The following is a 22,912-nucleotide window of genomic DNA, read 5'->3' as shown; positions in this document are numbered from 1 at the left end:
GACCAAAACATAATGTTTTGCCCAACCTTGCTTTTTTATTTCAGTAACAAAAAGCATAAAACTAAATCATCACGGTCCTTCAAATCAAAACCGGTCTGTTCATGAAATTTTTCCATTCGATACAATAATGTATTTCGATGTAAAAAGAGCATCTTCGAAGTTTTAGCTAAATTAGAGTCACACTTGTACAACGTATTGATCATCTGCGTAGTCTTAGAATCAATATCAATTTTGCCCTTTAAGGATTTGAACATATCTGTATTCTTCAGATTCTGTTCAATCAGAAAATCCAAAATAACAGTGGATAAGTTGTTAACTCTTTCTTTCATTTCTAACGATTTATGAAATAATTGACGTTCCATGTCAAAAATATTAGGGAGTTTGTCATTGACTGGCCAAAATTGACCAACATAAACATGACTTTTAGTATAAAAATCAGAATCTACTAACTCTATCATTCTTTGGACTTCGAGCTTGTCCATATTTGCATTAGTCTCTTTTTCAATCAATATACCTGTATATTTGTTGATCCAAAAACTATCTACAACATCATCGAACGTATCTTCAAATACGCTCAACCATTCATTGGCTCGATCATCAGATTCCAACTTTTGTACTTCAAATTGGAGTACTCGAACATTAATCTTTTCGGCAGGAATTTTATCACTCTCGTGAACTAAGAAGTTCCACCATTGGTTATTAATGGATTTATTATTATTATCTTGACTGACTAGCGATAAAAGGAACTTCTCTCTGTTGCTTAAATGATCTTTTTTAATTGTTACCCATTGTCCAGATATCAAAAAATTGTAATTATGGGGATCAGAACTAGGTTCTATAACTACTTTGGCATCTGGATACAATTCCAATAATTTAGCAATACTTCCTAGCATACATTTTAACCACCTATTTTAACGGATTGCGTCTGTGGTCTTTTCATCAAAGAAATGTGCTTTGTTCAAATCGAATGTCAAGCGAACTTTATCACCTGGTTTGTGATAATCACGGGCATCAACAATAGCAACAAATTCTGTACCATCAACTCTTGAGTAAAGCATTGATGTAGCACCAAGTAATTCAGAAACCACAACTTCACTTTCAACTGTAGCTTCTGGGAATGTCTCTTCCATGGCACCTTCAGCATGAATATCTTCTGGACGAATACCTAAAGTAACATCCTTATCATCATATCCAGCTTCATCAAGAACCTTTGAACGACCTTCTGGAAGCTTCAACTTCAAGCCTTCGCTATCTGTAACAATACCATCTTTGTAGTGAACATCAAAGAAGTTCATTGAAGGTGAACCGATAAATCCGGCAACAAACTTATTCTTAGGTGATTCATAAACTTCTTTAGGAGTACCAATTTGTTGAACTTCACCCATTGACATGACAACAATTCTGTCGGCCATTGTCATAGCTTCAGTTTGATCATGAGTAACATAAATTGTTGTTGTATGTAATTCTTGGTGCAATCTAGCAATTTCAGCACGCATGCTGACACGAAGTTTGGCATCCAAGTTTGATAGAGGTTCATCCATCAAGAAGATAGGGGCATCACGAACGATAGCTCTACCTAAAGCAACACGTTGTCTTTGACCACCTGACAAAGCAGCGGGTTTTCTGTCTAGATATTCTGTTAGACCAAGAACCTTAGCAGCATAGTCAACCTTCTCTTTGATCTTATCTTTATCATACTTACGTAGTTTCAAACCAAAAGCCATGTTATCAAATACAGTCATATGTGGGTACAAAGCATAGTTTTGGAAAACCATGGCGATATTACGATCCTTAGGAGCTGTATCATTCTCATATTTACCATCAATGATCAATTCACCTTTAGTAATATCCTCTAGTCCAGCAATCATACGTAAAGTTGTTGACTTACCACAACCTGAAGGTCCAACGAAAACGATGAATTCCTTATCCTTGATGTGTAAGTCGAAATCTGAAACAGCATAGTTATCTTCTTCAGCATTAGCATATCTTTTATAAATGTGATTTAAATCAATCTCTACCATAATTAAAAACCTCTCAACTATTTAGTTATTAGTTTATCTCTAATTGATATGTTTATTGTATTTTAAAAACGCTTTCATTGATATTACAAAACAACTAAAATCAATCAGTATTTTTGTATACTTTTACTAAAAACTAAATTTATATGTTCTTATTTCCGCTGGATTTAGGATATCAAGTTTATCTACTGGATAATCTTCTTCCAAAAAGTTAACCGTTTTAGCTTGTTTTAGAATATTGCTGTTAATTTGAGCTTCATCATTTGTTAAATTATATCCTCTCAAAATGTTTCCATCACTATTTTCAGCTTGTTTCAAACTGGTTACAGCAAAATTATCAGTTTGGAGAGTTAAGAAAGCATCTTCACTCTTCTTTTTTCCTTCATGAATGTCAGTTTGGACACTTTGCACAGAAACTTGATTTGTTTTAGCCTGTTGATAAGTATGAGTTTGACTCGCAACTGTACTGCTATGGAAAGCTAAACTGTATTCAAATGAGAATTGACCTAAGCATTGGGCATCCGGTGTCCCGAAGTAACCCCAATCTCCCATTTCACCTACACAACGAAGTAAAGTTACCGCAATCGTATTATCTTTTGGTAAAATTTCATATTCATTTAATCCAAAGTTACCAACTGTCACTCCGCCTTTATCATCACAAATATTAACAAAAGTTTGTTGATGTTGAGGATTAGTGGGATTCTTCCAAGTATCACTAACATGATTAGGACGTTTAACTGTTTCAAAAATAGAATCGGCCAAATTATAGTCACTCTTTAAATTTGTCTTAAACAATACTCTGACACGATGATCTTTCATTTGGTTATTGAAACTAGTCTTAAACTTCAACTGGTCAGCATTCTTAGACAAAGTAATCACAGTAGTTATTGTCAATGGCACCAATTTATCAGAACGGTTTGCTTTTCGGTTCGTTATATCAATTACAGCCTGACGTTCATATTCAAGACGTTCATCAGCCGACTTAGGAATCATCATCGTCTGTCTTAACTGCACCTTAGCACCCAAAAAGTTATTTTGTAGAACTTTGATTTCAGCAGTACTATCAGTTGAAAGAACAGTCTTTTTGTCCGCTGATTGACGATAAATATACTCATTACCAATATCGCCAGTATCTTCAAATACCAATTGATCATCGAATTTACGACCCGTCTTTTTATCAAAGATATTCAAACTTCCATTACTATTAATAGAAACTTGAAGCCAATTATTTTCTAACACTTGTGTATTTTCGTCATAAAATTTAGTAGTATCAGTTTTTTCTGATTCTTCAGAACTTGCTAATGCCAAAGACTTCCATGAGAAAGCTGGCATATCAGTTAGATCTAATTGGACAGTGACATATAAAGCCATATAAGGAATTCTAAATTTATTTTTAGGTAAATCGTAACCAAAACGAACATCCGAACTGACCATTTCAAATGGAATCTTATTGCCATTAGCATCAATGACTTTAAAATCAGGAAGTTCTCTTTGAGCTTTCTTCATCGCTTCATATTGCTCATCAGGTTTACCGTCAGCAAATAAAGCACGTTTCCATTCAATTTCAACTGTCTTCATTTCCGTTTTTTCGTGACCATTAGTATTTATCAAAATAAATGGTTTACTACCTTCTGGGAATGTTGATGTATTTATTTGACTAGCTAAAGTTTTGATAGCATCTTTCGCCACAAATTCACCAACTTCTCTAGACTTGGCGAATCGAGTCATCATTTCTCGATGCACATCATCAACTGAACAACCGCAAATACTATCATGAGGATTATTTTGTAATAACATTTTCCAAGCATATCTTAATTGGTCATGTGGGTAATCTTTTGTACCGTTATAAGCCATAGTTGCCAATGGTTCAGCAATATTCTCTAATTCTCTTTCAACTTTAGTATTGTCTTGCTTTAGATATACACGTGAAGAAGCAGTATTGGCCAAAGTATACCAACCATCAGTTTCTTGACTGGTCAACTCACCGTCTACTTTGCCAAGATCCTTAGGAATGCTTTTAGAAACAGCCTTAAGATAATCGTCAAAATTAGAATGAATAAATTCATAATCAGGATAAAGTTCCTGGGCAACTTTTAAAGCTTCAATCACATTCTTCTGAACAGGTTGATGATCAACTCCGTTCATCATTAAAAGATTATCAGTTGAAGCATACTTCTCAGCATCAGCTAACTTTTGATCCCAGAATTTCTTGGCTTCGGTCTTATCAACGGGGATTTCGTTACCATTACTATACCAATTAGCAAATAATACACTTAACACTTTGGAATTATCTGGCCCTTGCCACCACATTTCAGAATATTGTGAACTGTATTTTTCATTATCAAAGACTTGATTATTCAAACCAGTCGGCTTGACTCCACGACCAAAGGCCGCATATTTCAAATCTGCTAACTTCAACATTTGTGGAGTTTGTCCCATGTTACCAAAAGTATCTGGGAAATATCCTAAGTTAACTTGATTGCCCCACTTCTTTGAATCTTGATGACCAATTAACATATCACGTGTATTAGCTTCTGGACTAATTAGAAAGTCATCTTGCAGAATATAGAACGGTCCAACACGTAATTTCCCTTCGGCAACCCGCTTTTCTACTTCAGCACGTCTCTCTGGTCTGACTTTTAAATAATCATCAAGAATAATTGTTTGTCCATCTAGATGAAAACTATTGAACTCCGACTCTTTATTAAAGAGATCCAAAAGATCATCCATTAATTTAATCAAACGCATATGGTGCTGTTCATAGGCCATATACCATTCACGATCCCAGTGACTATGTGATATTACAAAAACCTTTTTTTTACTCATAATAAATTTCCCATCTATTCTTTAATTTTATAGTCAAAATAATCTAAGAATAATTCGCAATACATCATGTTTGCCCAAGAGAACCATTCACGTGTGAACTTACTTGGATCATTAACATTAAAGCCTTCATGCATCATATTGGTACCAGCCGTTGTGGCAACCATATTATCTAATAGGACTGCTTTTTCATTTTTATCTGATTGTGTTAAACCTTGAATTGCTAGAGCAATATGCCAAATATAGTGTGCAGGCGTATGCGGACTACCTAATCCTTTACCATATTTCCCTGCAAAGTAATAAGGATTTTCTGAACTCAAAACTGTCTTACGGGTATTCAAATATGTTGGATCATCCATAGCTGTGTAATGTAAATATGGTGTACTCAATAGATTAGGCACATTGCCATCATCCATAATTAGGTAATGACCTAAACCATCGGTCTCATAAGCATAAATACGCTCACCGGCTTCATTTGTCGTTGTTCCATATTCCTCAATTCCCGCTTTAACTTCAGTTTGGATCTTTTTAGCTTTAGCAACAATTTCTGAATCGTCCAAGATACCACTGAATAGTTCTTGAATATAATCAAGAATCAAAACTGCAAACATATTAGCCGGAATCAAATATCCATAGACACAGGCATCATCACTAGGTCTAAAACCAGACCAAATCATTCCTGTTTCTGCTACTGGCGAACCTAAACCATCATTAGTTAGAGTATCTTCAGGACGATCTTCATCCCTTTCAAAACGATACTTAGACTCTGCAGTATGATGTTGCTCAGTTTCAAATACTTGTAGTAATTTCTTAATACCACTAACAAAACTATCATCAAATTGATCAATACGACCGGTATTCTTATAAAGTAAGTAAGCCAATTGAACTGGGAAACAAAGGGAATCAATTTCAAATTTTCTTTCCCAAATCCAAGGTGTCATCTCTGTATGATCCTTATGATGTCCTGCATTATTAGGTTCACTATTAAAAGCATTAGCATACGGGTCATGATTCATATTAAAGAATTGACGCTTAACCACTCCACGAATAAAATCCGATACTTCAGGAATCTGCTGAGCCATAACTAGATATGGTCGAACTTGGCAAGTTGAATCTCGTTGCCACATCGCAGGAATATCTCCTGTCAAAATAAAAATGTCATCATCAGCAATTTTCTTAACGGTCGTCTCTAAAGTATTGGCATAAGTTACATTAAATACTTTGGACCAATCAGCATGATCAACCCCAGCTTTTCTAGTAACCTCATCCATAAAGTTCTTTATTTCAGGTGAAATTGTTTGCTTAGTCAAAATCGGATCCTCCAATTGATATATCATTTGCTCCATTAGTATAATGCAAACGTTTACAAAAAACTAGTATCTTTTGTTAAAAAAGTGCTATATTATTAGTCATAGAAAGGAATATTAATATTATGGAGCCAAAATACAAATTGATATACCAAACATTAAAAAACGATATTCTAACACAAAAAATAACTATTGGATCAAAACTACCCAGTGAGAATCAATTAGCTCAAGATTATAAGGTTAGTCGTATTACCTCCAAACGAGCTTTAACTGAATTAGAAAATGACGGTTTAGTAACCCGAAAGGCCGGCATTGGTACAATTGTTAAAAAAAATAATATTGAAAAAATTACTAAATCTGAAATTATTTTTGTAATTCCTTTTGCTAATAATAATGAATTTGGCGATTACACTAGCGGACTCTTACAAATATTGGACGATACAAGCGATTTTCAATTAACGACTATTAATAATAATATTTTTCGTAATTTACCCCTATCACGTATAAAGGCAGCTAAGGGAATTATTTATTATGTTGAATCTCTTAGCCTTGAGTTACCGATAATTACTAATCTCTACCTAAATGACATTCCTATTGTTTTATTAGATAAATCCTTTGAAGATTTGCCTATTCCTTCAGTCACTTCCGATAACTTTACAGGCGGTTATTTGGCCACAAATGAGCTTATTAAAAACGGTCATCACAATATTACTTTTCTAACTAATGAAGTTAATTTAAACGAGGCTTCTGTTCGTTCACGTTATTTTGGCTACCTATCAGCTTTAAAGAAACAGCAAATCACACCGGAAATTCTTCATGCTGACTTAGATCAAGATAAGACTATTGAATACTTAGTAAATAATATTAATAACAAAAAAATTACTGGTCTAGTGGCAGAGAATGATGTCATAGCTATTCGGATCATGAATGAATTACGGAATCACAATATCCAAATTCCACAGCAATTATCTATAATTGGTTTCGACAATATTCAAGCCTCTAAACTAAGCTATCCAGCTCTTTCTACAATTGACCAAAACTTTGTTGCTTTGGGTGAAAATGCAGCCAACCTACTTTTGAATTTAATCAACAATTCTGATAAATCAATCACTAAGCGAACAACTATTCCTGTAAAACTCATCGAGAGACAATCTATTAATACCTTAGGAGATAAATAAATATGTTAATCAGTCAAATTGACACCAGACAGGGAACTAATAGTACTTCTGAATTTTCACATGGTAATACTCTCCCCTATACCGGGATGCCCTTTGGAATGAACTATTTAATACCACAAACAACTTTTGATGATACTTCTTGGTCTTTCTCCCCTGTATCACATCAGTTTGCTGGTATCAAGATTACTCATCAACCGAGTCCCTGGATTGGAGATTTCTCTAGTTTTATCTTGTCAGCCCTTACTGGTGATATTGAAATTAACACTAAAACCTTTGATCAAATCGGATCATACCGACCTAACGAAGCCACTTTCAATCCACACTACTTATCAATTTACGACCAAAGATACGAAGTTCAAACTGAAGTCGTCCCAACAAATTATGGTGCTTTTTTCAAATATAATTTTGACCGTAAAATTCCTAAAATCATCGTACATATTCCTAAGAATGGTGAATTTGTACTCGACGACAGTCAAAATAAGCTAAAATTATTAGTCAGAAATTATGATTCCCATTTCAACAATGACTTTAAACTTTACGCCGCCTTGGAATTTGATGAACCTATTAAAACAACTTTAACCTTGCATCAAAATAATCCTGAATATGATTCTATGATTCTTTCGTTTGATGACACCGATGAAATTAATGTCAAATTAACAACCTCTTTCATCAACTTCAATCAAGCACAAATTGCTTTGAATCGCCTAAATAATTTAACTTTTGAGAATGTTAAAAAGATCGCCCAAGAAACATGGCAGTCCTATCTCGATTTAATAAATATTACTGATCGTAATAAAAAACGTCTTTCAACTTTCTATCATTGTATGTATCGTACATTCCTATTTCCACAAAGATGTTATGAACTGGACTCTAATGATCGACCGATTCACTATGACTTGTATCATGACACTGTTAAATCTGGCTACCTTTATATGAATAACGGTTTCTGGGACACCAGCAAGACAGTTTATCCTCTATTCGCTATTCTTACTCCTAAAACATATCATCAAATGCTGCTTGGCTTTTATAACAGTTACCTCGAAAGTGGATACTTGCCAAAATGGTTAGCTCCTGATGAACGTGGTATGATGCCTGGAACCTTGATTGATGCCGTTATTGCTGATGCAGCTGTCAAAGGCATCTTAAACGAAGACGAAATGAGGCAATTCCTTGATGCCATGTTGAAGAGTGCTACTCAAGAAAGTGACGATGAACGTTTAGGAAGATTAGGCATGGATGATTTCAACAAATATGGCTACCTTCCAGCTGATAAATATCCCGAATCTGTCAACCAAACTCTCGACTACACTTACAGCGATTTTTGTATTTCACAAGTTGCTAAATTACTACATGAAGATAAATTAGCTAAAAAGTATGCCAAATCTGCTTTAAATTATAAAAATATCTTTGACCCAGAAAACGGTCTGATGCGGCCAAAAGACAGCAATGGTCAGTTCAAAGATGGCTTTGATTCAATCCGTTGGGGTACTGATTACACTGAAGGTAGCTCTTGGCAAAATAGTTTTGCCGTTTACCATGATATTGCAGGTCTCAAGAAGCTCTACAGTAAGAAACTAAGTTTTTTACAAACGCTTTTAAACCTCAGCAATCAAAAACCAGCCTTTAAAGTTGGTGGCTATGGTTTTCAAATTCATGAAATGACAGAGATGGCAGCAATTGACTTCGGACAAATTGCTATCTCTAATCAACCAAGTTTTCATTTACCATACTTATTTGAGTATACCGACCATCCCGAATATACCGAACTTTTGGTTAAACAATTAGCCAACCAATTCAATGATTCAATTGATGGTTTTCCTGGTGATGAAGACAATGGTTCAATGGCAGCCTGGTTCATTTTTGCTTGTCTTGGTTTCTATCCACTTTGTCCAGGTAGTGACGAATATGTCTTTGGTATTTCTTTATTCGATAAAATTCAAATAAATCTGCCTAGTGGTGACAACTTCACCATTAGAACAAATCGTAATCAACCTCAAAATCAATTTGTACAAACCCGTTTACTTAATGGTCAAGAATTGAAACAAAGATTCTTAAAATACCATCAAATCATTAATGGAGGAAATCTTGAGACCAATCTTTGCTTACTGCCAGAAATTAAGCACGATGAACAATTACCTTTCTCATTAAGTAAAAAATAACTCAAAAAGACGTTCATATTACCTATTAATACTTGGTAAATATGAACGCCTTTTTATTTTCATGTCTATACACTATCACTGATTTCCCAGCTAAGAGTTGTCCTGTATGTTCCAGCTCTATTTATCTCAGAATTCATATATAACAGAATTCCTTCATCTCGACTCCAGCCTTGTGAATTCAAGACCTCATCGTTTTCAGTTTGATAAATCGAAGTTGGATTGTCTAACAGATCATAGGAATTTTTACCATTATAAAACCTTAAATGACCTGACAAAACGTCAGAATTTTCATTAGTAAATTCCCCTACTTGCTCGACACTCAAAGTTACGGGCTTCTTATTTCTTCTTGTATCTTCAATATCAACGACATTATTTGGTAAATTTAATTCATCTTGACGATTCAATGTGCCCTCTGACATAACAGAATTTAATGTCCCATAGTCGATATCATTTGCATTCTTAATTGCTACAGCATCCAAGGTATAGTTGATCACATTCTGATTACCTATCTTCTGATAGGAAACTCCATCATCATCTTTTCCACTAACATAAGGTATCGAACTAAAACTATCCTTTTTTTCTATTGCTGCTACTTCAGTTTCAATATCAATCGTATGACTTTCGTTAATGTCAAAATTCAGACTTGAAACAGTTAAGTCAGTTGCATTGGTTGTTGAATTTTTCGATAATTTATATTCGTCAGTTTCTGTGCCATCAACTTTAACTGACTTAACGGTCGTTCCATTTCTCAATGGCAAAGTATACGTAGCATCATTTAAACGTCCACCTGAAGTATTATTTTTCAACGTGTCATGATAAATTATTTGATCACCATTATTTACACCAAACAACATATTTTCTGTGTTTGTTCCATCATTAAATGTGCTGTTTTCCATGGTATTGGTAATAGAAAGATTCGGTCCACCTTCTGGTTTTACATACAAAAAGGCATCGTTCGTTGTGTACGAATAAGTTTTACCATTATATTTCACCTGTATAATGGCAAGGAACAAAGTCCCATCATCTTTCAATGTTGCTTTGGGAGTAGTGTATGAGAGTGCTTTGGGATCATCTTTTAAGATTTGTTCACGAGTATGTGTGATGGGATCTTCCTTATACCATTTGACCGTATAATCACTTCCAGCCTCCATGTCATCGCCTTCGTCCAGATCACCAATGTTTCCTCGTAAATCAAAGGTTGCTGTTTGACCAGCCTTCACTGTTTGGTCCTCCAAACCACCGCCAATTGTAATATCCTTATAGTTAGAAACAGTTGATCCATTCGGATTATGCAATGTTGCTGTAACTCTAACTACACCGGATAAACGAGAAGTATTAGCATCAATTTCTCCTGTCTCGCTGTCAATAGTGGCTAATTTATCATTATCAATACTCCAACTAACTGTACCTGTGAAATTAACGGGGTCAGGATGTGCATGTGCTATGGTATCAGTATTAACAATATCATTTGATGAATTGTACAAATAGTCATCATCTGTCGTCACTTCAACACTAGTTGCATCTACTGGTTCGGGGACAGCATTGACAGTCGCCAAATCAGAATATAAATGCGTCGTTGTACGTCCAAGTATTCCTGGCGCTTGCCAGTAGACCTCTAGTTGATAGTACGTTTTGCCCACTTTATCTGGAGTTATACTCAAAGTTTTCTTATTAGCTGAACTAGATGTATCCTTACTCCAATTCTTTCCATCAGTAGATTTATACCATTGATACTTCTTATTTGTATAGCCTAAAGCTAAAGTCAGGGTTAATGTTCCCAACGAACGTGATGCATTACCAGAAATCGTCTTAGTCTGTCCAACTTCCAAATAAGTTTCTTTTGCTGGTTGCAGACTATAACCATTTGTTAGTCTAATACCCAAGAATTTAGTAGAATTTCCACTCGGCTTCTTATAAGGAGATACCTCAGTAGGTTCCTCCTCTTGGGCATTAACATTCTTATAATGCCTATTAAACGACGAGGCTGATAATATGGAAATAAAAATTAGTACTAATAACCAACGTTTTTTTAATTTCCTCATTATGAAACCCCTTTCTATTAATTAACAATAATTATATTATCATATAGTTTTTATACATTAAATCATTTTTAACTATTTTATTTTTAAAAATATGGTTCAATTTTATGTCATTAAAAAAGCTTAAAAAAATCTTAAATATCCTTAAGATACCTATATAAAGGGAAGTTCCCTATTTTTTTAATGTTAGAATTACACTAATTCATGTTAGAAGGGAATTATTATGGGAAAAAAGTATACAAATCAACACTTTTCCCATAACGGGGAAAGAACTATGGAAAATGACGTACTCTCACCTAAAGTAAAAAAAATAGCTCGCGATGATGTTGAAATTAAGGTTCACTACGTTGATTCCTTAGGTAAAGAAATCTCTAAGCCAGTTACCATAAAAGGACATTATCTAGATAAGTTAGATATTCCTTGGCAAGAAATACCTGGGTATGTTTTGTCATCTGTTACTAACTTCCAACAGACATTTATTCCTAATTCCGATGGAATCTACTTAGTTTATGCCAGTCAACTATCAGCTCCTGTTATTGTTTATCACCGTAATACTGATGGTAATTTAATCGCTGATCCACAATATCTTGAAGGTGAATTGAACCGTCAATTCGATTCACATCCACTTCAAGAAGCTGATCACTTCTTGGTACATTCACCTAAAGAATCACATGGTCAATTCACTGACAAAGTTCAAGAACAAGAATATGTTTATAATGTTTTGCCAGTTAGAGAATTCAAAATCAAGAAGAATCTCTATATTCGAACAAAGGATAATGTTAATGTCTTCAGTGAACCAACTAGCAAGACACCTTTAGACAAACCTTTACCTTTTGGAACTGATTGGAAAGTTTATCGTGCCGTTCAAGAAACATATAATAGTACAATCTGGTACAACTTAGGCGGTAACACTTGGATCCCAAGTTCTGAAAGAATTATGACTAGAATTATTCAACGACCAAAATCTCAACAAGAAATGTTGAAAAGTCCTTTGAGTGAAACAGCTAATAATATTAGCTATACTTATTCAGTTATTGATAGTATGAATATTAATCGTTCAGTTAAAGTACTTTACTATTCTGAGCAATTCATTACAGCTTGGAAAACACCTTATGGTGACATGGACAACCAACGTTACCGTGGCAATCAATCTGTTTTTGTTAAAACACTAGTTCAATTAGACAACTATAGTGTTTGGGCCCAATTAGATGACGGCTACTACATTGAAAGCAAATATTTAAATCTATAAAGTCAAAGAGACAGTTAATTCAAAATTGAATTAACTGTCTCTTTTGTGTTCTATTCCATATCTTTCAAAGCATTATTTGCAGCAATACGTCCAAATGTAAAAATGTCACTCAATGAATTACCACCAAGACGGTTACCAGCATGAATTCCTCCGGCAACTTCACCAGCAGCATATAAGCCAGAAATAATCTTTTCATCTTGATTAATAACGTGAGCATCTGTATCAATCCTTAAACCACCCATTGTATGATGAACAGCTGGTTTTCTTGGTGTAGCATAGAATGGTGCTTTTTCAACTTTCAAATCAAAGGCACTCTTATGGAATTCTGGATCTTCCCCAGCGTCAACATAAGAATTATAGTCATTGACAGTCTTAACAAAAGTAGCTGGATCCATGCCCACTTGTTTAGCTAAACCTTCCAAAGTGTCATCACGATACAAAGTACCTTGTTCAACTTGTTTGTCAATTTGAGCTTGACTAGTGTTATAAGCTGTTTCTTTAATTGCGTCGTCGGCAATCAAATAGAACAAACTACCATTATCAATGGCGGCCTTAGTCAATTCATCACGACTACCATATTCGTTAACGAAACGTTTTCCCTTTTGATTAACCATCACAAAATTCTGTGGTGGTACTTGTAAACCACTGAAGAGTTCTCCAGTCTCCGGATCAGATACCGGCATCATTTGAGAAAAGCCCATACCGACCAATTCGGCACCAGCACTTTGACCTAAACGAATTCCGTCACCAGTAATAGCTGGTGAGTTAGTTGTCTTAATATTATCATCAATATTGGACCAGTAAGTGTTATACTTCTTCAACATTTTCGTATTAGCACCAAATCCACCTGAAGCTAGGACCACAGCCTTTGCATGTACGATAACTTTTTTACCATCAGAACTACGAGCAATGATACCTTTAACTTGACCACCTTCGATAATCAATTCTTTAGCTGCGGTATCTGTAATAATTTGTCCATCATTACTTTCAAGATATTTCTTCAAAGCTTCAATAAAGGCAAATCCTTGACTACCAAGTGGTTTATGTCCACGTCTCCATAAAGCCCCAACCGGCATAGTCACTTGAGTCTTATCAAATTTAACGCCAATATCTTCGAGCCATTTAACTGACTCTAAAGCATGATCTGTCAATTCCTTAACCAAATCATATTGACCATAAATCTTGTTACCATTGAGATCAGTTCTTTTTCCACCAAGATAAGTTTGAATACGATGTAAAAGTTTAGAATCAAACAGATAAGCTTTTTTATCTTCATTTTCCTTAAGATATTCATTAATTTGTTTCTTTAATGCTCGGAAATCAGCCAAATATTCATCATCAATCGTCTTTTCATCAATTTCTGAAATTTCTTTTAGAGTGTGACGTTCACCAGTAATCTCATCAAATTTATTTTGCCATTCTGGATCAGCGGCGTTCATTGGGCCACCAGCGCGAACAGTATTTCCCCCAATAGCTGGGAATTTTTCAAGCACAATCGCCTTTTTACCCTGTTGAATCGTTCTAGCTGCGGCTGTTAACCCAGCACCACCGGCACCAACAACAACGACATCAGTTTGATACTCAACAACATTTTGTTTATTAGGACCACTTGATTTTTTACGTTTCTTCAAAATATCGGGATTTGCTCCAGCCATTTTGACAGCCTTAGCAACACCATCAACCACACCACGACTAGTGATAGATGCACCAGAAACATTTAAAGTTTGACCGTCAATAATTTGTTGAGGAATACGTTTGAAAGCAACATCAGCAATACCTTGAGTTTCACTAGAAGTGTCGATATCAATTTTTTCAATACGATCATCTGACAAGGTAACTTCCATTGGTAAGTCTCCATTATGACCTACTGCAGTAACTTTGAAAGTTCCGGGCTCATAAGTAATATCTTCTGGAATATTCATTTGAGCAATGATGTCAGAAAATTTCATAAACTTAGCAAAACAACTGTCTAAGAAATCAATCGTACGCTGAGCTTTCAAATCACCATTCTTGTCAAAGGCTTCTTGAGCTTTACCTAATAAAAATTCTGAACCAGGCATGACACTGGCATTTACCCCAGGAGCATCCAAAATTTGACGTAAATGTAATTGTGCTCTGGATGAACCCTGGATATTGTATGAAGCACCAACAATCATCACTGCTTTACCATCTAAAGGATGTAAATTGAATGATAACCATTCGATAATACTCTTCAAAGCTGCGGGAATAGAGTGATTATGTTCAGGTGTAGCGACAATAACCCCATCACTAGCTTCAATTTTTTGATTGAATTCTTGAATAATTGGACTATCAGATTGATCTTTAGATTCATTGAACATAGGAACATCTTTTAATTCGAGAATTTCAATTTCTGCTTTATTAGCAAAGTGTTTCTGCATGAATTGCAAAAGCATACGGTTGTATGATTTTTTAGCATTAGTACCAACAATTCCAATAAACTTCATTACATGTCCTCCCCATTTGCGACTTGTTTCCAAGAAAATTGTTTACTGATTTCAAAGAATTTACTATTTGCTGTCAATTTTTCAGTTAATTTGACGAAAGAAAGGAATTCTGTAAAATCATTATCCAATTCCTTAGCCTTATCTTCATAAATCATGTTTCCATCGTCATCAAAAGCTTCCAAAGCTCTTCCTAATAAGTATTCAACATTAGGCATAATCAAGGCTTTAAGTTCTGGTGCTTCAAGAATTTGACGTAAATGAGCTTGGGCACGTGATGTACCAAGAGCACCTAATGAAGCTCCAATAATCATAACCGGCTTATTGATCAATGGACGAGTTGTGTAAGATAACCACTCGATAGCATTTTTCAAAACAGCTGGAATAGAATGATCATATTCAGGTGTAGCAAAGATTACGCCATCACTAGCCGCAATTTTATCTGATAACACTTGAACAGCTTGAGGTGCAGTTTTATCCTCTGGTTCATCAAAAACAGGAATTTCATCAATTTCACAAATTTCAATTTCTGCTTGTTCACTATAATGTTGTCTCATATACTGTAACAAACGACGGTTGGTCGACTCTGAAGAATTAGTTCCCACGATTCCAACTAATTTCATAACAAATCTCCTCACAATTGTGTAAGGGTACACAATTAACTTTTTTTAATTAAATTATTTAGTAAGTAGTCAAAATGGTACTATTTAATAGTAAAAACTACCCACTAACTTTAGAGTAAATATCTTTTACTATAAGATTAGTTTAGAGCTCACTTGTGAATTTGTGAAATATTTATTTAATTGTTGAGCTATAAGTAAATAGCTATAAGTTAGGAATGACAGTCTATGCCGAAAACTGATTCTCTAAATATGCTGCGCTTTTTGGACACTTTGTTAAAACATGGTAATTATACAAAGGCGGCCAAAGATCTCTATATCTCACAACCATATTTAACACAAACAATACAAAATGCCGAAAAAGAATTGGGAATTGAAATCATCAATCGTAAATCCTCTCCTTTACAATTAACTGACGCCGGAAGAATTTACTATCAATATTTGAATTCTCTTGAGACTGAAAAAAGTAATTTTCAGAGACAAATCCTTAAATATTCTTCACCAAATAAGACAGTCATTCATTTAGGGGTGCTGTCTAGTTTAGGAACCTATTTGTTACCCCTTTTTATGAAAAAATATTTATCCACTCATCCCGAAGTCAAAATTGAACTCCACGAAGATATACCTGAAACTAACGAAAAAAGTCTTTTAAACGGTGAGATTGATTTTCTTCTGGGACAAAACCCAGAAACTATTTCACCGAGATTAACAGTCTACAACCGTGGGACTCATGGGTATTTTGCCATTATTCCTAAGACTTCCCAATTCTTTCAAAAGGGAAAAAAATCTTTAGAACCAAATTCAATTTCAATCAAAAATTTACTAAAAGAGAAACTTGTTTTAACTACTCATGGTTCTGCCATCCGACGTCAAGTTGATTACTTATTGGAAAAGTACAAAGTAAATTCAAATATTGTTTTAGAAAGTAGCAATATCTTTACCACTGCTAAACTCGCTACCAGTGGTTTGGGTGTAACTCTATTGCCTGAAAGTGTTTATATCATTCCGAATAGTGATGAATACAATATCTATCCCTTGCCGCAAAGTATTATTTCACTCGATTACTTTATTGCCTATCAAGCGGATCGAACCTTGAACCAGGCTGAACAGGATCTAGTTGATTCTTTCCTCAATAGCATTCAAGAAAGAATCAATCAAGATCCTACATTGTTGTAAATAATAAAAGATACTATCTAATTCTTCATTTGCTGACAAATTTTATCAACAAATTCATCAGCCATCCCCTTTAGAAAAACACTATTATAACTTTCAAAATATTTTCCATATTAAACACATAAAAACCTTCATCTACAAAATATTACCCAAAGCAAAGATCAAAGGAATTGTAACTAAAGACAAAATTGTCGACAAACTCATAGCCGATATAGCTGGTGCAGTATCGTCGTGAACCTGCAAAGTAAACAGCACTACTAATCCAGCTACTGGACAAGCTGCCATTACGATTGTTGTATAGAAAGCAATTCCCGTGACGCCAATCATTCTTAAAATAATGATTCCAAAAATAGGAAATAATAGATTACGGAATAAGATTGTTAATCCAATTTCTTTATTCAACATATTTTTAGTAAATTTAATATTAGCCAAACTATTTCCAATTACAATCATCGATAATGGCGTATTCACCGAACCAATATCTTTGATAATTTGATTTGGAATACTTGGAATTCGTACTGAGAAGACAAAAAAGATTGCTCCAATGACAATCGCGATAATATTAGGATTCAATAAAACTTGTTTCCAATTAGTTTTTTCGGTTGTACCACTGTCATTATTTTTGAACAATGATACTCCTTGCGTCCAACTAAAAATGTTAAAGGCTGCCAATGAAACCACTGCAAAGAAGACGCCTTTGGAACCAAATAGAGAACTAATCAACGGAATTCCCATGAATCCGGCATTAGAATAAATACTACCGTACTGAGCAATTCTACTTAAATTACGATTCTTTAGACTTCCAAAAACCAATTTAGCGATAACAATTTCAACTACGTACAACAAGATTACTCCCCCGGCTGCCAGCAAAAATTGTTTGATTCGATCGTTCGAGTAAGGTTGTTCAAACGCATTAATAATTAAACATGGTGAAACAATATATAGTAAAACATTTGTTAAGTCATTCGACGTCTGCGCATGCATAAATTTTAATTTGTTAATTAAAACCCCCACTAGCATCAAGCAGAACATCAAAATGATTTGATTAATCAGTTGTCCAATATTCATTATTTTTCCCTCTAGTTATACTTTAACTAAAGTTTTATGCCAAAACAACACAGCAAAGAAGCATCCATTCAAGATACAAATGGATGCTTCTTTATTTTGAATTATTTTCTACGACGACCAGTAGCTGGATAACCTAATTCTTCACGGTATTTAGCTACAGTTCTACGAGCAATCTTCAAATTATCTTCTATTAATAAGTTAGAAATCTTTTGATCACTCAATGGTTTCTTCTTATCTTCATTATCTAAAATGTCTTTGATCTTGGCCTTAACTTGATCAACGGATTTATCATCCTCACCTACATTTACCTTACTTCTACGTGAGAAGAAGTTCTTCAACTCAAAGATTCCAAAGTCAGTTTGGATGTATTTTCCATTGATAGTTCTGCTTACAGTTGACTCACTCAATTGTAATTTTTGAGCAACATCCCTTATCAAAAGTGGTTCCAAAGCATTGGTTTCCTGCATAAAGAATTTATACTGTGCTTTAACGATACACTTACCGATAATAGAAATTGTTTCAATTCGACGTTGCAAATTATAGCTCAATGATTTGTATTGATTGTACTTTTCGTAAATATACTTTTTAACATCTTCATCAGTTGATTGTGCTAATCGGTCATAAGTTTCTTCAGCAAAAACAATTTGTGGCTGACCATATTTAGTTACTGACAAAGTTAATTTGTCTTTATTTTTTTTAATCCTCAATTCAGGAACAACATATTGTTCATTTTGAGAAGTATATCTTTGTCCCGGATTAGCCGTCAACGACTGAATAAAGTCGACATTCTTTTGTAATTCCTCATTTGATAACTTCAGCTTACGTTTTAATTGTTTCCATTCATGTTTAGCCAACATTTCAAAATTATCACTCAACATCGACATAACAACAGGGTCAGCATTATCCGCCTCAGCTTGCAAATACAGACATTCCTGCAAATTTCTGGCACCAATCCCAGGAGGATCAAGTTGATGCAAAAGTGTCTTGGCATCTAACAACATAATTGGTGTAATATCTTTAAGTTCCGCGAAGATCTCCTTATCAGACATTGTTAAATAACCATTAGGATCTAATTGTTCAATCAAATAAACGACCAAATCACGTAAAGGTGTTTTACGCATCGTTAATTGAACCTGATCTAAAAGGTACTCAAACAACGACTGTTGATCATCCTTAATTTGATATGAAGCTCGATCACTGTTTTCAACGAATGGCATATCCAAATCGACATGTACATCGAAAAGTGGATTCTCCAGACTCTGTTCATTTAAATATTCAGCTAAATCAATAGCATCTGATTGTAATACTAAAATTGATTGTCTCATTCCCTGGGTTAGAGACAATCCCTGAACCTGTTTCTGGTTCAAATTTTGCTTTAATTCCATTAATTTCACGCTCCTTCCGTTATTTTATTCAAAAATTATTAGAATACTTTTTTCGTCAAATATAATAACTAATATAATGATAGCGCTTTTTTAGATATTTGTATTTACTCTTGCCAACTTTATTTTTCGGATTGACGATTTAAATCAATAAATGAACTTAGACCACTGGTATTCAAACGAATCAGACGATTTCTAAACTCGCTTCTATCTAACTGTACCAACCCACTATTATATAAACGAAACATCATCATAGTATTACGAATAAAGAAGCTGGCACAAATATAAGAGTCTAATTGGGAAGTTCCATATTGCTCCTGAATTGCTTGGGCAAAACCTTCAGCCACCTTGGACTCAACTTTTCTAGACAAAAAACTATAATCCATTGAAGTCATCATGAATGTATAGAACTCACGTGATTTTTGAAAAAAATCAAATACTCGGTCAAAGATATAGCCTGGTTTGGCAAGACTCTCCTTTAAAGGCTGACCAGTGATCAAAGTTAATAATTTATCAGCAATTTCATCCACAACAGTATTAGAAAAATCATCGATAGAATCGTAATGTAGATAAAATGTCTTACGATTGATTCCTGCAGTTTCAGTTAATTTCTTAACTGTGATGTTGCGATAGCTAGTATTCCTAGCAATCTTCCTAAAAGCAGTCTGTAGAACTTGATTAGTTTTTTGTACTCTACGATCAATTTTTGTCATTTAATTTCACCTTTTTTAAGATAATACACACATTGTGTATTTATGTTGTGGAAATGATATATTTATATGTTTATCATTTAAGCCACAGTTGAGTATTAATTCACGCCAACTATAACATATTTTCTAAAAGGGGTAATACAAATGATTAAAGAGGAATGGAAATATCTGTTAAAACACAAGTTAATGATTATTGTTTTCGCAGTTATGATCTTTATTCCATCCATCTATTCTGTTACTTTTCTTAAATCCATGTGGGATCCATATGGACAATTAAAAAATTTACCAGTTGCTGTCGTCAACAATGATAAATCTGTAAATTATCAAGGTACAGACTTAAAGGTTGGAAAAGATCTTACTAAAAAACTTAAGCACTCTAAGGATATGGATTTCCGTATTCTCAATTCAAAACAACAAGCACAAAAAGGTTTAAGCGATGGCAAATACTATATGGTCATCACTATCCCAAAGAATTTTTCTCAAAATGCTACCACATTATTAAACAAGAATCCTAAAAAAATGGTACTACACTACGAAACTAGTGCTGGTCACAACTTCACAGCTTCCAAAATGACTGCTTCGGCTGCCCAACAAGCCGCTCAAGGCGTTTCTGAACAAGTCACTAAGACCTATTCGAAGACAATGTTCCAAGCTCTAAAACAGGTTTCTCAGGGTATGGGTAAAGCTGCCAAAGGAAGTCAGAAGTTAGCCACTGGCGGACAAAAGTTAGAAAATGCCAATTCAGAATTATCAACGGGACTCAACACCTTAGCTACCAGTTCTCTAACTTTTAGTAACGGAGCCAATACTCTTAATCAAGGTTTGAATCAATATATTTCTGGAGTTGATCAAGTCGCAGCCGGTAGTCAAACTTTAACTGATGGTATTCAACAGTTAAATGACAAATCCTCAACCTTAACTAGTGGCGTCAATCAATTAGCAGCTGGTAGCAGCGCTTTAACATCAGGCTTGCAAAACTACACTAACGGCGTAACTAGTTTGAATACCGCTAGCAATAGTTTGCATTCCGGCTCACAGGCCCTAAATAACGGAACTAATACTTTGGCTACCAGTTCTCAAACTCTGAATTCAGGATTAAGCCAATTACATTCGGCTAGCCAAGAGTTAACTGATAACTTGCAAAAAGTCAGTGACAGCTTGGATAATACCACCCAGGTTGAAAGTTCAATTAAGAACCTCAAGGACCAACTTGCTAACAACAATAGTCAACAAGCCAGTGCCATTAAGAGTGATCTAACTTCCTTGCAAGAAGCCATCAAAACTCAAGCTGATTCAAATAATCAAACAAGTCAAAAAGTTTCCCAAATAGCCGATCAACAAGGGCTATCCGCTACACAAAAAGCTGCAATTCTCGATGCAGTAAATTCTTCAGACAACAGTAACTTAAGTCAGATCACTGATACTTTATCAAAAGATTTAACTACACTCATGACTACCCAAGAAAGTGCTCTATCACAATTAGATAGTCTTTCAAATAGTAGCAATGATTTATCAACTATCATTGCTCAATTAGCAGCCGGTTCTCAACAACTTACAACTCAGTTGCAAAATGCCTCAACCGGTATGAATCAGTTAAGCAATGGCATCAGTGAATTAAATACCAATACTGCTCAATTAACACAAGGTAGTGCTCAATTGAATGCTGGCATCAATCAACTGGCAGACAATAGTTCCACTTTAAATACTGGTGCTTCCAGTCTTAACAACGGTATTGGTGAATTGAATAGTCAAATGCCAACTCTGAAATCAGGTGTTAGTCAATTGGCAACTGGAGCTGATTCTCTCAATTCCGGAATCAATCAATTGGTTGCTAATGGTACATCTCTAACTAGTGGTACTACTCAACTAACCTCAGGTGCGCAACAAATAAACAGTGGTTCTGAAAAACTAGCCGACGGTTCCAGTCAAATGGGTAGTGGCTTACAACAAGTAACTTCTGGTAATAATACTTTGAACAAAGAATTAGCCGCAGGAGCTAAGAAATCCAACATCAAAGCTACTAATTTAACTTATGACCAAATCGCCAAACCAACTACAACCAAACATAAAGAAAGAGATACCGCTCCAAATAACGGTACCGGAATGGCTCCTTATATGTTATCCGTTTCCTTATTCGTTGGTGCTCTAGCCTTCAATTTAATGTTCGATATCTATACACCTAGAAAATTCCCACGTACAGGTGTTAGTTGGTGGGCTAGCAAAGCTGCTATAACTGGTACTTTTGTTCTATTAGAAGCAGTTGCAGTCTTCCTACTACTTAGTGTCATTGATGGTTTAGCTCCAGTTCGTCCATTTACTACCCTAATAATGTTGATTCTAACTGGATTAACTTTCATGTCGATTGTTCATTGGCTCAATCTAGTTCTTGGTAAAGTTGGTTCATTCCTAAGTATGATTCTCTTAGTCTTTCAACTTGGTGGATCTGCCGGAACCTATCCAATTCAATTATCCAACAAATTCTTTGAGTCAATTCATCCATGGCTACCAATGTCTTACAGTGTCGATGGTTTAAGACAAACCTTGATGATTGGTGACTCGGCCATCCCTGACATGATGACGCTTTTAGCTATCACATTACTATTTTCACTTCTCAGCATTCTTTTCTTTGTCAGAAGAAAGACCCATATCTCTGAAATTGATTACACTAAAGAAGCAGCTGAACATTCAATCGTTTAAACTATTAATCAAAAAGTCTTCAAATCA

Annotated in this window: 15 protein-coding genes; 5 read left to right on the top strand and 10 right to left on the bottom strand. The window is 34.8% G+C overall.

Annotated features, from left to right (window positions below; genetic code table 11):
- Nucleotides 1-35: 35 nt before the first annotated feature.
- The 4 genes from ATN92_RS06395 to ATN92_RS06380 all read right to left on the bottom strand — a co-directional run bounded on the left by ATN92_RS06395 (nt 36) and on the right by ATN92_RS06380 (nt 6,151).
- Complete coding sequence (locus ATN92_RS06395) at nt 36-893, bottom strand: helix-turn-helix domain-containing protein (RefSeq protein WP_056953844.1); 858 nt, start codon at nt 891-893, stop codon at nt 36-38.
- A gap of 18 nt (nt 894-911) precedes the next feature.
- Nucleotides 912-2,021: an ABC transporter ATP-binding protein gene (locus ATN92_RS06390; RefSeq protein ID WP_056953842.1), complete on the bottom strand. Its 1,110-nt coding sequence runs from the start codon at nt 2,019-2,021 to the stop codon at nt 912-914.
- Between the two features lie 126 nt (nt 2,022-2,147).
- Nucleotides 2,148-4,844 (bottom strand): alpha-mannosidase, encoded by a 2,697-nt coding sequence (locus tag ATN92_RS06385; protein ID WP_056953840.1) that lies wholly within the window; start codon nt 4,842-4,844, stop codon nt 2,148-2,150.
- 14 nt (nt 4,845-4,858) lie between these two features.
- On the bottom strand, nt 4,859-6,151 hold the full coding sequence (locus ATN92_RS06380) for a glycoside hydrolase family 125 protein (RefSeq protein WP_411762959.1): 1,293 nt from the start codon (nt 6,149-6,151) through the stop codon (nt 4,859-4,861).
- A gap of 140 nt (nt 6,152-6,291) precedes the next feature.
- On the opposite strand from ATN92_RS06380, the gene ATN92_RS06375 reads away from it, so the two are divergent.
- Together ATN92_RS06375 and ATN92_RS06370 are read left to right on the top strand one after the other, a co-directional pair.
- Entirely contained in the window at nt 6,292-7,326 is a 1,035-nt protein-coding gene (locus ATN92_RS06375; protein ID WP_158106630.1) for a GntR family transcriptional regulator, read from the top strand.
- Between the two features lie 2 nt (nt 7,327-7,328).
- Nucleotides 7,329-9,485 (top strand): GH92 family glycosyl hydrolase, encoded by a 2,157-nt coding sequence (locus ATN92_RS06370; protein WP_056953836.1) that lies wholly within the window; start codon nt 7,329-7,331, stop codon nt 9,483-9,485.
- 65 nt (nt 9,486-9,550) lie between these two features.
- Here the strand turns inward: ATN92_RS06370 and ATN92_RS06365 are convergent, their stop codons facing one another.
- Nucleotides 9,551-11,527, bottom strand: coding sequence for a hypothetical protein (locus ATN92_RS06365; RefSeq protein WP_056953834.1), 1,977 nt, complete (start codon nt 11,525-11,527; stop codon nt 9,551-9,553).
- A gap of 271 nt (nt 11,528-11,798) precedes the next feature.
- Here ATN92_RS06365 and ATN92_RS06360 point away from each other — a divergent pair, with 271 nt between their 5' ends.
- Nucleotides 11,799-12,773, top strand: a complete 975-nt coding sequence (locus ATN92_RS06360; RefSeq protein WP_234032536.1) for a MucBP domain-containing protein — start codon at nt 11,799-11,801, stop codon at nt 12,771-12,773.
- A gap of 50 nt (nt 12,774-12,823) precedes the next feature.
- Here ATN92_RS06360 and ATN92_RS06355 read toward each other — a convergent pair whose 3' ends face one another.
- Together ATN92_RS06355 and ATN92_RS06350 are read right to left on the bottom strand one after the other, a co-directional pair.
- Nucleotides 12,824-15,238, bottom strand: a complete 2,415-nt coding sequence (locus tag ATN92_RS06355; protein WP_056953831.1) for a flavocytochrome c — start codon at nt 15,236-15,238, stop codon at nt 12,824-12,826.
- Nucleotides 15,238-15,858, bottom strand: a complete 621-nt coding sequence (locus tag ATN92_RS06350; RefSeq protein ID WP_056953829.1) for an NADPH-dependent FMN reductase — start codon at nt 15,856-15,858, stop codon at nt 15,238-15,240. Before ATN92_RS06350 ends, ATN92_RS06355 begins: the two co-directional genes overlap by 1 nt.
- A gap of 225 nt (nt 15,859-16,083) precedes the next feature.
- Between ATN92_RS06350 and ATN92_RS06345 the strand changes: the two genes are divergently transcribed.
- A complete protein-coding gene (locus ATN92_RS06345; protein ID WP_056953827.1) occupies nt 16,084-17,031 on the top strand; it encodes a LysR family transcriptional regulator in 948 nt (315 codons plus the stop codon).
- Nucleotides 17,032-17,163: 132 nt separating this feature from the next.
- Here ATN92_RS06345 and ATN92_RS06340 read toward each other — a convergent pair whose 3' ends face one another.
- The 3 genes from ATN92_RS06340 to ATN92_RS06330 all read right to left on the bottom strand — a co-directional run bounded on the left by ATN92_RS06340 (nt 17,164) and on the right by ATN92_RS06330 (nt 20,191).
- A complete protein-coding gene (locus ATN92_RS06340; RefSeq protein WP_056953824.1) occupies nt 17,164-18,096 on the bottom strand; it encodes an AEC family transporter in 933 nt (310 codons plus the stop codon).
- A gap of 101 nt (nt 18,097-18,197) precedes the next feature.
- Nucleotides 18,198-19,481 carry an RNA polymerase factor sigma-54 gene (rpoN, locus tag ATN92_RS06335; RefSeq protein WP_056953823.1) on the bottom strand — a complete coding sequence of 428 codons (1,284 nt, stop codon included), beginning with the start codon at nt 19,479-19,481 and terminating at the stop codon, nt 18,198-18,200.
- A gap of 119 nt (nt 19,482-19,600) precedes the next feature.
- Nucleotides 19,601-20,191, bottom strand: coding sequence for a TetR/AcrR family transcriptional regulator (locus tag ATN92_RS06330; RefSeq protein ID WP_056953821.1), 591 nt, complete (start codon nt 20,189-20,191; stop codon nt 19,601-19,603).
- 141 nt (nt 20,192-20,332) lie between these two features.
- Between ATN92_RS06330 and ATN92_RS06325 the strand changes: the two genes are divergently transcribed.
- Nucleotides 20,333-22,885, top strand: coding sequence for a YhgE/Pip domain-containing protein (locus tag ATN92_RS06325; RefSeq protein ID WP_056953819.1), 2,553 nt, complete (start codon nt 20,333-20,335; stop codon nt 22,883-22,885).
- Nucleotides 22,886-22,912 lie beyond the last annotated feature (27 nt).

The organism is Companilactobacillus bobalius, assembly GCF_009764355.1.
This window is presented reverse-complemented; position numbering and strand designations above follow the sequence as displayed.